The organism is Picosynechococcus sp. NKBG042902, assembly GCF_963864045.1.
Taxonomy (GTDB): domain Bacteria; phylum Cyanobacteriota; class Cyanobacteriia; order Cyanobacteriales; family MRBY01; genus MRBY01.
Map to the genome: position 1 here is coordinate 17,459 of NZ_CAWLTV010000073.1, position 14,658 is coordinate 32,116.

The 14,658-nt window shown below is 50.7% G+C and carries 11 protein-coding genes; 7 read left to right on the forward strand and 4 right to left on the reverse strand.

Translation table 11 applies throughout. The features are described 5' to 3' along the window. Position 1 precedes the first annotated feature (1 nt). On the reverse strand, positions 2-574 hold the full coding sequence (locus AACR41_RS11175; RefSeq protein WP_030006477.1) for a hypothetical protein: 573 nt from the start codon (positions 572-574) through the stop codon (positions 2-4). Between the two features lie 101 nt (positions 575-675). Between AACR41_RS11175 and thiL the strand changes: the two genes are divergently transcribed. Together thiL and AACR41_RS11185 are read left to right on the forward strand one after the other, a co-directional pair. Next, complete coding sequence (gene thiL / locus AACR41_RS11180; RefSeq protein ID WP_030006478.1) at positions 676-1,668, forward strand: thiamine-phosphate kinase; 993 nt, start codon at positions 676-678, stop codon at positions 1,666-1,668. A 71-nt stretch (positions 1,669-1,739) separates the two neighbouring features. Continuing rightward, a complete protein-coding gene (locus AACR41_RS11185) occupies positions 1,740-2,561 on the forward strand; it encodes a carbohydrate ABC transporter permease (protein ID WP_030006479.1) in 822 nt (273 codons plus the stop codon). On the opposite strand, the gene AACR41_RS11190 is transcribed toward AACR41_RS11185, so the two are convergent. Beyond that, a complete protein-coding gene (locus AACR41_RS11190; RefSeq protein WP_030006480.1) occupies positions 2,551-3,504 on the reverse strand; it encodes a DNA polymerase III subunit delta' in 954 nt (317 codons plus the stop codon). The genes AACR41_RS11185 and AACR41_RS11190 overlap by 11 nt on opposite strands. A gap of 67 nt (positions 3,505-3,571) precedes the next feature. Between AACR41_RS11190 and AACR41_RS11195 the strand changes: the two genes are divergently transcribed. From AACR41_RS11195 to AACR41_RS11210, 4 genes are all read left to right on the forward strand, one after another. Next, the gene (locus AACR41_RS11195) at positions 3,572-3,919 is read left to right on the forward strand and encodes a hypothetical protein (protein ID WP_012306878.1); all 348 of its coding nucleotides are present in this window, start codon (positions 3,572-3,574) and stop codon (positions 3,917-3,919) included. A gap of 122 nt (positions 3,920-4,041) precedes the next feature. Next, positions 4,042-4,377, forward strand: a complete 336-nt coding sequence (gene psb28, locus AACR41_RS11200; protein WP_012306879.1) for a photosystem II reaction center protein Psb28 — start codon at positions 4,042-4,044, stop codon at positions 4,375-4,377. A 346-nt stretch (positions 4,378-4,723) separates the two neighbouring features. After that, complete coding sequence (secA, locus tag AACR41_RS11205) at positions 4,724-7,540, forward strand: preprotein translocase subunit SecA (RefSeq protein ID WP_030006481.1); 2,817 nt, start codon at positions 4,724-4,726, stop codon at positions 7,538-7,540. Between the two features lie 88 nt (positions 7,541-7,628). Further along, positions 7,629-7,940: a hypothetical protein gene (locus AACR41_RS11210; protein ID WP_030006482.1), complete on the forward strand. Its 312-nt coding sequence runs from the start codon at positions 7,629-7,631 to the stop codon at positions 7,938-7,940. Between the two features lie 20 nt (positions 7,941-7,960). Here AACR41_RS11210 and AACR41_RS11215 read toward each other — a convergent pair whose 3' ends face one another. Continuing rightward, a complete protein-coding gene (locus AACR41_RS11215) occupies positions 7,961-11,653 on the reverse strand; it encodes a response regulator (RefSeq protein WP_030006483.1) in 3,693 nt (1,230 codons plus the stop codon). Positions 11,654-12,204: 551 nt separating this feature from the next. On the opposite strand from AACR41_RS11215, the gene AACR41_RS11220 reads away from it, so the two are divergent. Further along, on the forward strand, positions 12,205-13,392 hold the full coding sequence (locus AACR41_RS11220; protein WP_223209878.1) for a serine hydrolase: 1,188 nt from the start codon (positions 12,205-12,207) through the stop codon (positions 13,390-13,392). Here the strand turns inward: AACR41_RS11220 and dnaN are convergent. Next, the gene (gene dnaN / locus AACR41_RS11225; protein WP_030006485.1) at positions 13,389-14,573 is read right to left on the reverse strand and encodes a DNA polymerase III subunit beta; all 1,185 of its coding nucleotides are present in this window, start codon (positions 14,571-14,573) and stop codon (positions 13,389-13,391) included. The two genes, AACR41_RS11220 and dnaN, sit on opposite strands and share 4 nt — an antisense overlap. Between the last annotated feature and the right edge of the window lie 85 nt (positions 14,574-14,658).

Here is a 14,658-nt window from a genome sequence, read left to right on the forward strand (position 1 = left end):
TTCAAAGCTCGATTGTTTCATACATTTTGCTATTTTCTTCGACGCCACGGTATTGCCAGGCGACAGATTCGGGATCTTTGGCCTTCGACCACTGGGCAAAATGTTGGCCCCCTTTTTGATTGTGGCGACTCAGGGTCGAGGGATTGGAACGGAGGCGGCGGGCTAGATCAGCTTGTTTCAGGACAAGAGGACTTTTTTTTTCGGGGCTGGGCTGGGTTTCGGTGGTTTGGGCCGGGCTGTTTAATTCGGACTTGAGCTGGGCGATCGCCTGTTGAATTTCCGTTTGTACCCATTCCTGGGTTGGTACATTACTGGGGAGGGTTTTAGAGACAATGGCCTGGAGTTCATCTTTGTCTAAAACAGGGGTAGAGCTATTGCCATTAAGGTCAGCACTAAAAAAGATCCGCAGCACTTCGATAATGCCTGTGCCCAGGGCGGGCTTCTCTTTGCCGCTTTTTTTGCCTTGGCGGGACAGACCATTTTCCAAACAAAAAGCGGTCAGACGTGCTTCAATTTCCTCGGGGAGATAGGCGGTGACGGCTTTATTTTTGGTACCCATGTTGTCATAGTCCATTACTCTTTCCTCGATTTTACAGAACAAGTAATGGATTTAGTCAATTACTATACTTTTTCGAGGGGTAAACGGTTCATGATGGAGGGCTTGGCTAAAGAACCATGGCAGAAATGAAATGTCTCAAGGATTTTGGGGAAGCGGAGATTCTCCAGCGGTTGCAGCGGTTTTGTCCGGCAGAAATTATCGGCGATGATGGAGCGGTTTTAGGGTTTCCCCCTGGTCAGAATTTGGTCGTGACGACGGATGTGCTGGTGGATGAGGTGCACTTTGGCGATCGCACAATGCCTCCAGAGAAAGTGGGCTGGCGCGCAGTGGCGGCGAATTTATCGGATTTAGCGGCGATGGGAGCAACGCCAATCGGCATTACCGTGGGTTTATCTTTGCCGCCGGAAACACCAATCCTTTGGCTCGATCAGCTCTATCAAGGACTGGCCGCCTGTTTGAGTCGTTATAGTACGCCTCTAGTCGGTGGAGATTTGACGCGATCGCCAGTAAAAACCATTGGTATTACGGCCTTTGGGGTCGTGTCGCCGCACCGCGCAATTCAACGTAGTACCGCAAAAGTAGGCGACGTGATTCTCGTCACAGGTTGCCACGGGGATTCCCGTGCGGGTCTGGAATTGCTGCTTCATGGTGATTCTCGCGCCCAAACTCTATCGACAGGCGATCGCCAAGCTTTGATCCGCGCCCACCAAACGCCCCAACCCCGCCTGGATGTACTGTCGTATTTAAACCCCTCAGATTTGCCCCCAGCAGGGATGGATAGTAGCGATGGTTTGGCCGATGCCGTGCTGCAAATTTGTCAACGCAGTGGTGTCGGTGCCGTAGTGGAAGCAGAGAAAATCCCCTTGTCCCCGGCCCTCCGGCGTTATCAAGATCTAGAAACGGCTTTACGGTGGGCTTTGTATGGTGGCGAGGATTTTGAACTGGTGCTTTGTCTCCCCCCGACGGCGGCGGAACAGCTCCTGGTCAAGCTTTCAGGTCAAGGGGCGATTATCGGCCAGATTACCGCCGAGCAAACGGTGGCGATCGCCAATGCAGCAGGCCAAACCATGCCCTTAAGCCAAATTCAAACCTTTCAACACTTTGCCTAACGTTTTCCTTGCCGAGATCTCCAACTAGATATGACAAAATAAGGCTGCAATCTTCTCCATGTCGGCCCTCCATGAATCGCCTGAAAACCGCTGCCACTTATCTCCTTCTGGGGGCGATCGCCCTAGTGATGCTTTTTCCCCTGCTCTGGTTGTTGAGCACCGCCCTCAAATCCCCCACCGAAAACGTCTTTAGCTTTCCACCCCAACTCATTCCCCAAGCGCCGACCCTGAGTAATTTCATCACCGTCTGGCAACAACATCCCTTTGGCCGCTACCTCTTCAATAGCACCCTCGTTGCGGTTCTTACCGTGGGCTTCAATCTTCTGTTTTGTGCCTTGGCCGCCTATCCCCTAGCACGTCTGGACTTCCGGGGCCGGGATGCTATTTTTGCCACCATCGTCTCGACGATCATGATCCCCTTTCAGATCGTGATGATTCCCCTGTATGTCCTGACGGTACAGCTTGGTCTGCGTAATACTTACTTGGGGATTATTTTTCCCAATCTGGCCTCTGCCTTTGGGATTTTCTTGCTGCGACAGGCGTTTCAAGGGGTGCCCAAGGAATTAGAAGAAGCGGGCCGCATTGATGGCTGTTCGGAACTGGGCATTTGGTGGCACATTATGGTGCCTGCCGTGCGTCCGGCTTTGATTACCCTGGCAATTTTTGTCTTTATCGGTGCCTGGAGCGATTTTCTCTGGCCGCTGATCGTCATTGACCGTCCGGAATTTTATACTTTGCCCCTGGGAGTAGCGACCTTGGCGGGCCAATTTTCCCTCGATTGGCGCTTGATCGCGGCGGGTTCGATGATTTCTATCTTGCCAGTGATGATCCTGTTTGTTTTCCTCCAGCGCTACATCATCCCCAGTGACAGCAGCAGTGGTGTTAAGGGCTAGTTTTGCAAAATTCTAAGAAGAAAGTTTCCCACACGAGACGGGGCTGAACATAATTACGGAGGTATTTTCGGGTGGTTTCAAGGCGCTGGATCAGTTGATCATTGTGAAACCGTTGCCAGTACTGATACTGCAGGTAGTCAATAAGTTGCAACTGCACTTCTATGTCAAGGGCATTGTGAATTTCCTTCGCGAGGCTAAAAGCGCCAAGGGGGTTTTGGGGGAGTTGCTGGAGGCTTTGTAATAAATCCTGGGGGACATTACTCAGTAGCTCATAAATCTGGATCGCGGCACCGGGACTCCCCTGGGCGATCGCCAAAATCGTTTCATCGGCCAAAATGTGTTGATAACCTTGGGCCGTTAAAATTTGCGCCACATCCTCCTGGGAAAGGCGATAAAAGGGGATCTTTTGGCAGCGGGAAACGAGGGTCGGCAACAAACTATCGCTGCTGGGGGCTAACAAAATTAACGTCGCGTTGCCGGGTTCCTCTAGGGTTTTTAAAAGAGCATTGGCCGGAGCCTCTGCCATGGTCTGGGCGGCCTCGATCACCACCACACAACGGGGGGCTTCCAGGGCCGGACGACTGAGAAATTCCCCCAATTGGCGGATCTGTTCAATGCGAATCTGGGGCGGCGCCTTCCGTTTTAAGCCAGCTTCCTGGGCCTGGGCTGGGGTGTAGAGTTTGCCTTGGTGCTGGTAGGTGGGCTCTACCCATAACAAATCGGGATGATTATTTTTCAGGAGCTTATAACGAATCAGACGTTGGGCTGCTTCTGGCACTCCTTGGGTCATGAGGGCCGTCGTAAAGCCCCTAGCTGTCAAACTGCGACCAATGCCCTCTGGCCCCGCAAATAGGTAGGCAGGAGCCAGACGATCCTGGGCGATCGCCTGACGCAAGAGTGAGACGGCTTGGGGTTGACCAAGAACCTGATCGAGAGAAATCATTCGGTTAGGGGCCTCCCGTTCGGTAAGATAAAAAAGAATGCTTCAGCATGGTTGAAAGATATTTTTTATGGCGCGTTATACTTGCTCCTACTTCGTTGGACTCTCCGAACCAGAGATGCTCGCTTCCCTCAGGGATATCATCCAGGAATGCGACCTCAACCTCACCTATGAGACGGGAGGTTACATCATGGCCAAAGAAAAACCCGGCAACGTCTCTTTCACCAAACTTGTGGAGCTTGAAGTCCTATTTGACCGCAACAAAGTTCAAGATGGCAAACTGCAAGTGGATTTTGTGGCGAAAAACCAAGAACTCCCCCTCCATACCGATAACCATTGTCGGTCGATCTTTGAACAGATTTTGAAAACCGTGAACGCCCAACAGCCCTGGGAATTAGAAACAAATAACCTCGATTAATCCCTGATTTTCCCCCAGGCTTTTGTCAAAAAAGTCCCGCTTTTCCCGACCCAGGCCATCAACAAACCGATGGGAGTATGAGAAGATAGGGGCACAAATATATGAAGAAAAATTAAATTATTATGGCCGTTATTCAGTTTTCCCAAGGCGTTAATGAACCCGAAGTTCCCGGTATCCGCTTAACCCGTTCCCCCGATGGTAGTACCGGCACCGCTGTATTTTCTTTTGAAGATCCCGCCGCCCTCGCCCAAGAAAGTACCGATGAAATTACGGGTATGTACCTCATCGACGAAGAAGGCGAAATTGTCACCCGCGAAGTCAAAGCAAAATTTTATGATGGGAAACCACGCATTATTGAAGCGCGCTTGGTGATGCGCTCAACCGCTGAATGGGATCGTTTTATGCGGTTTATGGAACGTTATGCAGCGGAAAACGGCCTCGAATTTACTAAAGCCTAGGCCCGGCCAAACGTCTCTCCGTCCTTGGTATTCGGTTGCCTGCTCCACGAATATTTCCTGTCACGGTTGCGCAAATTATGATGCGTCAGATTGTGGCCTGATTTGGTATTCACGAGCCAAATGCCAGGGGCGATCGCCTTTTAATCGCCGATAGAATTCTATGGCCTGGCGTATTTTCCCCACTCTCTCACCGAAAACGGGAGTGATACCATAATTAAAAAAAAGTTATTAAATTAATATTTGCGATCGCCCAACGCCAGACCCAAAATTGGAAAAATGGCGTCTAGTCAGTGCCAGCGCAATGAGTATATTTTTCCCCTAATCCTCCGTTTGTAATCAAAATCCTATGTTTAAGAAGCTATTCGGTGACCCCAACGCCCGCAAACTCAAAAGGTTTCAGCCCCTCGTCGCTGAAATCAACCTGCTCGCAGAGGATTTTGCCAACCTTACAGACGAAGCCCTAGCCCAAAAAACCGTAGAATTTCGCGCCAAGCTCGATAAAGCCAATAGCGACGAAGAAACCGAAGAAATTTTAGACGAAATCCTCCCCGAAGCCTTTGCCGTCGTTCGCGAAGCCGCTTGGCGGGTACTCCAGATGCGCCACTACGATGTCCAGCTTTTGGGGGGGATCGTCCTCCATAAAGGGCAAATCGCCGAGATGAGAACCGGGGAAGGTAAAACCCTTGTTGCCACCCTGCCCGCCTATCTCAACGGTCTCACGGGGAAAGGGGTTCATGTGGTCACTGTGAACGATTACCTCGCCCGCCGGGACGCCGAATGGATGGGGCAGGTACACCGTTTCTTGGGCCTTACTGTGGGGCTAATCCAGTCCAGCATGGGGCCAGCCGAAAAGATTGAAAACTACCGCTGCGATATTACCTACACCACCAACTCTGAACTAGGGTTTGATTATTTGCGGGACAATATGGCCACCACGATCCAAGAAGTGGTGCAGCGTCCCTTTAACTACTGCATCATTGACGAAGTGGATTCAATCCTCGTTGATGAAGCCAGAACACCTCTGATTATTTCTGGGCAGATCGAACGCCCCACCGAAAAATATCTCCAAGCGGCGGAAATTGCGAAACAGTTGGTGCCCCAAGTCGAAGAAGATGGCCCCGGTGACTACGAAGTCGATGAAAAAGCGCGCAACGTTTTAATGACCGACGAAGGGTTTGCCAAAGCAGAACAATTGCTAGGAGTGACGGATTTATACGACGAGCAAAATCCTTGGGCCCACTATATTTTCAATGCCGTTAAAGCCAAGGAACTGTTTAAGAAAGATGTGAACTACATCGTACGCGGCGATGAGGTAGTAATCGTCGATGAATTTACGGGCCGGATTATGCCAGGACGACGCTGGAGTGATGGCCTCCACCAGGCGATCGAAGCCCAAGAAGGGGTCACGATCCAAAAAGAAACCCAGACCCTCGCCAATATTACCTACCAAAACTTTTTCTTGCTTTATCCCAAACTTTCTGGGATGACAGGGACAGCCAAAACCGAAGAAACAGAATTTGAAAAGGTCTATAACCTTGAGGTGACGATCATCCCCACCAATCGCCCCACCAAGCGGCAAGATCTCGCGGATGTGGTCTACAAAAATGAGAAAGCGAAGTGGCGAGCCGTCGCCGAAGAATGCGCCCAGATGCACGAAACAGGGCGGCCGGTGCTAGTCGGGACTACCAGTGTGGAAAAGTCGGAAATTATTTCAGCCTATCTCCATGAGTTGGGTATTCCCCATAACCTGTTGAATGCGCGACCTGAAAATGTCGAGAAGGAATCAGAAATCGTCGCCCAGGCGGGTCGCAAAGGGGCCGTGACGATCGCCACAAACATGGCTGGTCGGGGTACGGACATTATCCTCGGCGGGAACTCGGAATATATGGCCCGCCTCAAGATGCGCGAATATTTCATGCCCCAGATTGTCAAACCAGAGGATGAAGGCAGTTTTGCGATCGCCGGCAGTGGTAAAAACAGCGGCGGCCAGGGTTTTGATACCAACAATAAACAGAAGAAAAAAACCTGGAAAACCACCCTCGACATTTATCCAACGGAACTGCCCACAGACTTAGAACAGCAGCTTAAGGAAGCGGTAAAGTTCGCCGTCGATCAATATGGCAACCAAAGTTTGACGGAACTAGAGGCCGAGGAAAAGTTGGCGATCGCCTCGGAAAATGCCCCCACCGCCGATCCCGTGGTGCAAAAGTTACGGACGGTATACCATGCCATCGAAAAAACCTACCATGACCTCACCAGCGTGGAGCATGACGAGGTGATTCAAAACGGCGGCCTCCATGTCATTGGGACGGAACGCCACGAATCCCGCCGGATCGATAACCAACTGCGGGGCCGGGCCGGTCGTCAAGGGGACCCCGGTTCGACACGATTTTTCCTCAGTCTCGAAGATAATCTCCTGCGTATTTTCGGTGGCGATCGCGTGGCTGGTTTGATGAATGCCTTCCGGGTCGAAGAAGACATGCCCATCGAATCAAAAATGCTTACTAACTCCCTCGAAGGTGCCCAGAAGAAAGTCGAAACATTCTACTACGACGCCCGGAAACAGGTATTCGAGTACGACGAAGTAATGAACAATCAACGGCGGGCCATTTACGCTGAACGCCGTCGGGTCTTAGAAGGGCAAGATCTCAAAGAGCAGGTTATCCAATACGCCGAAAAGACCATGAGCGAAATCGTCGAGGCCTACGTTAACCCCGAACTGCCCCCCGAAGAGTGGAAACTCGATAAGCTCCTCGATAAAGCAAAGGAATTTATCTACCTCCTCGAAGATCTAGAACCCAAAGATATTGAGGATATGACCGTCCCCGAAATCAAAACCTTCCTCCATGAGGAAGTGCGTAAAGCCTACGACCTCAAGGAAGCCCAGGTGGAGAAAAGTCAACCCGGTTTGATGCGCCAGGCAGAACGGTTCTTTATCCTCCAGCAGATCGACACCCTCTGGCGGGAACACCTCCAGGCCATTGATGCCCTACGGGAATCTGTCGGCTTACGGGGCTATGGTCAAAAAGATCCTTTGATTGAATACAAACAAGAGGGTTACGAAATGTTCCTGGAAATGATGATCGACATCCGCCGGAACGTGGTTTACTCCTTGTTCCAATTCCAGCCCCAACGGCAACCCCAACAACCCCAAGCGGTATAGATATCTCTTTAAATACCGAATGGCTCCCCCTCATTGGGGGATTTTTTGTTTTATGTTTTTCCTTGGATCAATTTAAGTATGGGCAGCAATGTTGGAGTTTTCACAATTTGAGGCGGGCTATATTATTTCCCAAAAAGACCTGGAGCAGGCAGTGGGCTATCGGCAACGGGATCAGCCAGAGGCCTTTGATTATTTTTTAGCGGATGTCTATGGCCTTGTGTTGCAAGCTCTGGAGGAATGTTTACCCCATTTAAAGGTTTATCCGGCGTTAAATTTCCATGGGTTGATTATCCTCGATCCGACCCAGATGACCCCAGAGGAAACGAAGCTCTACCATAGCCGCCGCGATCGCCTTTTGAGAAAGCAAGCCGAGCAAGATATTCGCCGCTCAGAACTCTGAGATCAAGGGTTGTTCGGCCATCAGTCGGGGGATTCGAGGTAGGTCTGGATAAACTGATGGGCCGCCTGGAAATGGGTTTCGATCTGCTGGGAAAGCGTCTGGATCGTGGCGTAGTTTTCGGTGGCGAGGGCGAATTCGATGGCAATGCACCAGTCTGGAATTTTACGAACACTCACGCTACTGGCGGCTCCCTTGAGGCGATGGGCTTCGTAGGAAATTTTTTTGGCATCCCGATTGGCGATCGCCCCTTGGAGTGCTTGTAGATAACCGGGCGCAAATTCGAGGAATTGTACGAACACTTCCCGGTGGAAATTGGGATTATTGCCATAAAAATGCACCAATTGTGTTAAATCTACAGGCGTGTCAGGATCTGTTGCCATTTCTGGGTTTTCCTGGATCGTTGGCGCGGCGATCGCCCCTGCGGATCGACTTTTTTCTGCCTTTTGTAAACACTTATCAATGACCTGACGGAGGGTCTTAATACTGGTGGGTTTGGCAATGTAGCCATCCATCCCCGCCGCTAGACATTTTTCGCGATCGCCTTTCATCGCATTGGCCGTCATCGCGATAATCAATTGGTGGGTATCCTCCTGTTCTTGTTGACGGATCATTTCCGTGGTCGTATAGCCATCTAGTTCCGGCATCAGACAATCCATCAAAATCAGGTCATAGGTCCGCTGTTGGAGCTGAGTGAGGGCTTCGCGGCCATTACTCACACAATCGATGCTGCGAAAACCAATAATTTCAAGCTGATTGAGAATAACCGTTTGGTTAATGGGCGTATCTTCGACCACGAGGATTTGAATATCTGGCGATCGCTCCCCCTGATCACCCAAAATTTCTGCTAAAGTCCAATCCAAATCTGGGTCATCTGCCATTGTCTGATCCAGCCTTTTTTCCGCTTGGAGGCAACGTAGTAGCGCTTCCTGTTGGAGAGGGCGGAGAAGATAACGGAGTCCTTGGGGCTGCAGCCAATTTTTTAAGCGAGGATAATCCACCGCCGATAGCAGCAGCACTAAATTTTCCCGGGGGAGGAGCGTTTTTACTTTATCTAGAACCGTTTCGATGCCTGCCTGATTACCAATAATGGGTAAAGCCAAGAGCATCAGATCAAAACTATCCTGCTGTTCGAGGGCGAGGATTCCCCCCATAAAATCCCCATAGGCCGTGACACTGACCCCGTAGTGACTGAGCTGCCGACGCGTCGCTTCTAAAGACAAGGGCTGGGAGTCAATGAGGAGAACGCGGTAGGGAGCCAGTTGGGGCAGGGGAGAGGGCATTTCTAATCGTTGGAAACGGGCCGTAAACCAAAAGGTTGAACCTTGGCCAGGACTACTTTCTAAACCAATATCTCCGGCCATGAGACTGACCAAATGTTTGGCGATCGCCAAACCGAGACCTGTTCCCCCATATTCCCTTGTCGTAGACGGATCAACCTGGGAAAAAGACCGGAATAATTTTGCTTGATCTGCTTTGTCAATGCCAATCCCAGTATCAATGACCTCGAACTTCACCAAAACAGAAGCCTCGTCTTCGGTCATGGGTAGAGCGCGGATCACCACAGAACCCCGATGGGTAAACTTAATCGCATTACCAACTAAATTCGTCAATATCTGCCGCAACCGCATCGAATCTCCCGTAACTGTCCCTCCCAGTTGCGGATCAATGGTGGTGATCAATTCCACCTGTTTCGTTTGGGCCTGAATGGCCAGTAGCTCTGCCACCGACTCCACACAGTCAATAATCTGTAGAGGCACGGATTCGAGGCGCATTTCCCCGGCTTCTAACTTAGAAAAGTCCAGGATATCGTTGATCACATAAAGTAAATGGTTCGCGCTTTGGCTGAGGGTTTTTATAAAATCCTGTTGCTGGGGATTCAGTTGAGTCGTTTGTAAAAGCTCCGCAATGCCGAGAATGCCGTTCATGGGAGTGCGAATTTCGTGGCTCATATTCGCCAAAAAGCTCGATTTAAGGCGGGATGCAGCGAGGGCAGCCTCACGACCTTCGACAAGATCATTGATATTTTGGGTGACAATCACTACCCCACCCACTTGATTTTCTCGGTGATACCAGGGTTGGACTGTCCATTTGAGATACTGTTTTTTGCCATCATGCTGGACGTAGCAATCTTCTTCGCAGGTGATCACCTGACCGCTTAGGGCTGTTTGGAGATGCTGTTGGTAGTCTTCCTGGAGATTCACAAAAACTTCACGGTGCGATCGCCCCACGAGGGTTTCTTCCCCAAGTTGATAGTCAACAAGCCACTGATGGCTATGGGCCACGTAACATAGCTTTTTGTCTAACATCGCCATCGCCACGGGCATATTTTGGATCAGTTGCCGCAGTTGCCGCCGCTCTTGATCAAGGGCTTGGCTAGCCAGTTTGCGGTCAGTGACTTCGATCATCACCCCTTCTAGGCGAATTAAATGACCGGTTTCATCAAAAATTCCCCGTCCCTGTTCAAAGACCCAACAAATGTTTTGGTCAACGCGCACAAGACGGTATTCATCGGTATAGGTGGGATTATCGGGGGTGAGTGTGCCCAAAGAAGCAAGAACCCGTGGGTAATCTTCGGGGTGGATAATATCTCCGAAGGCACGAATTTGATTATGTAAAAAATCCGTTGCCGGGTAGCCAGTAATTGGTTCAATGCCATTGGAAAGAAACTGCATTGTCCATTGTGCGTCGGGGAGACAACGGTACACAGCGCCGGGAATATTGAGCACTAAACTACGGTAACGGGCTTCACTGCTCCGGAGCGTTTCGTTCACTGTTTTGAGCGCTTGGGTGCGGGCGGCGACCTTTTCTTCGAGTTGGTTATTAATGGTTTCGAGTTGATTATTGGCCCAGGCAAGTTCGTCTAGGGCGCGTTTGCGCTCAATTTCTGCGGCGGCCCGGGCAGCAAAAATACGGGTTAATTTTGTGGCTAGCTCTTGGTCAATGGTGGGTTGATAGTGCTGCACATGGAGGGTGCCGATGGTGCGAGAATTGCGGTCTTGGATCGGGAACTGGAGCGTTTGACTGGTGTCGGATTCCGCAGCAGGGGAGGCGATCGCCACTGCTGGGATCGAGGGAAATTTAGGATTTTTCCAGGTGGCAAGGGTTTGTGGCGAATGAGTGTCGTTGTCGAGGATTTCACGAATGGCGACATAACAAACATCAAGGGCGATCGCCAAATTTTCCGCTAGGGCCGAGAAAAAATCACGTCCTGTAACCGCAGCCGTGCCCGCCACAATACGACTCAAAATGCTTTCTGCTTTCTGGCGTTCCTGCACTTCGAGTTGTAATTTTTGGTTGATAATTGCCAACTCTTCCGGGCTTTTGAGCGCTAAAAATTTTGGTAGAAGAGTATACAATTCTATGGCGGTATAGCAGGAAATCAAAGCCGTAAAACTGCCTTCGATCCCATCAATCCAATAAATGGGAAACCAGAGGGTCAACATATCTAAAAAGTGACCAATTCCACAGGCAGTAATGAAAGTACTGAATAGGATAAACACCCGTGAAAAAGGCATATCCTGCCGCTTTTTGACAAAATAAACCAGCATAATCGGGATCGAAAAGTAGGCGATCGCCGTAAGCAAATTCGCCATCAGATGTAGACCGACTAGAGGGGTTTGCCATAGATAGCAGCTTCCGTGGGGCATATACATCCGCCCCGTCAAAAAGCCCCGCAGACTTTCCCAGGTCAAAGCACCAGAAAAACTCACCATACACAACACCCCGAATTATTTTTGTAGCATTGTTGTCAGTTATTTTGGAGGGGAGAATTGCCTTAATTATTTCCCCTAAATTGGCTTGAGTATTTAAGCAAATTTTAACAGTCCTTTTACTGACCTAAAGTGAAATTCAGCATAAAGCGATCATTTTTCAACCTTGATTTTTAAGCATGAAAGCTATGTTTTCTCGCAAAAAGGCGATCGCCAAATTACTAAATCAATTTAGATTCTCCCCAAAGCTCAAAAATTTATCCTGATTGAAAAATAGGATACAAATTTAATTTAAATTGCCTTCTCCAAGGCGCAACACCACGATCTGTTCCTGCTTTTGGCTCAATGGCATTGCAGAGGCTGGCCATGATTCTCTGGGTTTTCCCTTAGGCTGCAGCGAGCTGACAAAATTTTGAGAAAGGGGAAGCGATCGCTAAAGTCTTCAGGCATAATGAAAAAAATCTATTTCAGTTACCCCAAAGTCAAGGTAGGAGTCGTCAGTGGTTGGTAAGTCCCGTCGTTCTAAACGCAGAAAATCCCCAGCGCCACGATCATTGAATGCTGCGACCAATACTAAAGTGATCGCCTTTGAAGCCCGTCATCGGCAAGGGAATTCCCCCCAGGCGATCGCGCTCCAGGCTTCCCCCAACTCCCCAAGGACAAATCGCCGTTCCCGCCGCCCAGTTCGCCAAGCACGCCTCAAACTACCCCGGCCCCTCCTGTATCCTCTCCGTTTACTCATCGTGGGTGTTGGTGTTAGTGCTTGTATTGGCACCATTCTCAGCGCCGCAAACCTACGCTCCGTCCCCACGGTTACTCCCCCCGACAACATAACGAGCCAACAGCTCCTCTCTGAACAAGTTTCTCCTCCCCCAGCCCCGGCGCCACTCCCCCTAAAAACGCCCCTCACCCAACTGGCAGAAACGACCCAAGCGGCGATCGCCGCTGACTCTACCCTGGATGCGTCTTTGCTCTTTGTGGATTTAGACACCGGGGAATATTTAGATGTGGCTGGCGATCGCCCCCTCTCCGCCGCCAGTACGATCAAAATTCCCATTCTTGTGGCCTTCTTTGAAGCCGTTGACAGTGGCAAAGTCAACCTCGATGATTCCCTCACCCTCACTCAAGAGGTCATCGGGGGCGGATCTGGCGGCATGCAATACAAAACCCCAGGCAGCACCTACACCGCCCTCTACACCGCCACGGAAATGAGCGTCAACAGTGACAACACCGCCACCAACATGATCACCGAATTGTTGGGGGGGAATGCCGTCCTCAACGCCAAATTTCAGCAGTGGGGTATGACCCAAACCCAATTAAACAACCCCCTGCCAGATCTCGAAGGCACAAACCTCACCAGCGCTAAGGATCTTGCCCATCTCCTGGCCCGCGTTAACCAAGGCGAAATCTTGTCTGTCCGCTCCCGCGATCGCCTGTTTCGGATCATGGGAGCCACGAGTAATGATCGCCTTTTACCCCAGAGTTTGGGCCAGGGAGCCGACATCGTCCATAAAACCGGAGACATCGGCAGTATCATCGGCGATGCGGGAATTGTTGATCTGCCCAATGGCAAGCGTTACGTTGCCGCAATTTTTGTCGAGCGTCCCTACAACGACCCTAAAGGAAAAGAGCTACTCCACAAAATCAGCCGTCAATTCTATGACCACATGGCTAAAAAAGAGATTATCCAAGCGCCTAGCCAACCAGTCGCCCCAGAGACAGCCCCAGCCCCAACGCCTTAACTGCGGATCTGCACGGGCATAATCAAATAAGTCATTTGCACTGCACCCAGGGGCGTAAAAATGACTGGCTGGTTATTCTCATTCAACTGCATCTTGATCTCATTACTCGGTAAAGCCTTCAAACCATCGATGAGATACCTCACGTTAAAGGCGATCTCTAGGTCTGTCCCTGAAACCTGGGCGGGCAAGGCTTCTTCACCACTGCCCACATCCTGGGCTTCCACAGCGAGGTGAAGTTTTTGTTCGGCACTATTGAGGCGGAATTTGACAATATTATTTTTTTGATCGGCCAGAACCGCCACCCGTTCAATGCTGCTAATCAAAGCCCGTCGCTCTAGGGTGACATCACGGCTAAACTGCCGGGGGATTAACTGGTGGTAAGCGGGGTAGGCACCGTCTAGTTTACGGCTGGTGAGGCGCTGGTGATTGACTTCAAAAATAACTTGGCTATCGTCTAAATGCAGGGCAATTAAATCCGCTTCATTGGCGGTGGTCAACATTCGTTCTAGTTCTCGGAGCGCCCGGGCGGGGATGGTTAGGGCAAAATCTTCCAGGGTTGAGGTGGGAAGTTTACCAGTTTCGCTGGATTCTGGTTCTGGACTGACCTGATCACTGGTTTCGACGAGGGCAAGACGATGGCCATCGGTCGCGGCAAACTCAAGGCAATCCTGGTGATGGGTGAGATGGACGCCCGTGAGAACTTGCTTGGTTTCATCGGGGCTTGCGGCGAATAGTACACCTCCTAGGCCTTCACTCAAGGCGATCGCCGGCAACATTAATTTTTTACCGTCCTGGATCGTTGGTAATTCTGGGAATTCCTCGGCCCCCATCCCTCGAATCTGAAACCGTCCCGTAGCAGCAGTTAGGGTCGCCTGGGCATCGCCTTTCATCAAAGTATCCGACGGACAACTCAAGGTCACTTCCCCCTCAGGCAGACGCGACACAATATCATTGAGCAACTTCGCTGGCAGGGTTAGGGTGCCCCCTTCGATGACTTGGGCCGGAAAACTCGTGCGAATGCCGAGGCTGAGATCAAAAGCGGTGAGTTGAATCTGGTGGCGGTTCGCATCCGCAGTCAACAGCACATTTCCCAAAATAGGGTGGGTAGGCCGCGAGGGCACCGCCCGACCGACGAGGGACAGTTGGCTATTTAGATCACTTTGACTGCAAACAAACTTCATGGCTTTTTCCGGAGATCTCCAAGCAGAGCAGATAGATTCTACTACAACATCCCCTAGCCGGCGGGATTTTTTCTGGGGCGGCGAT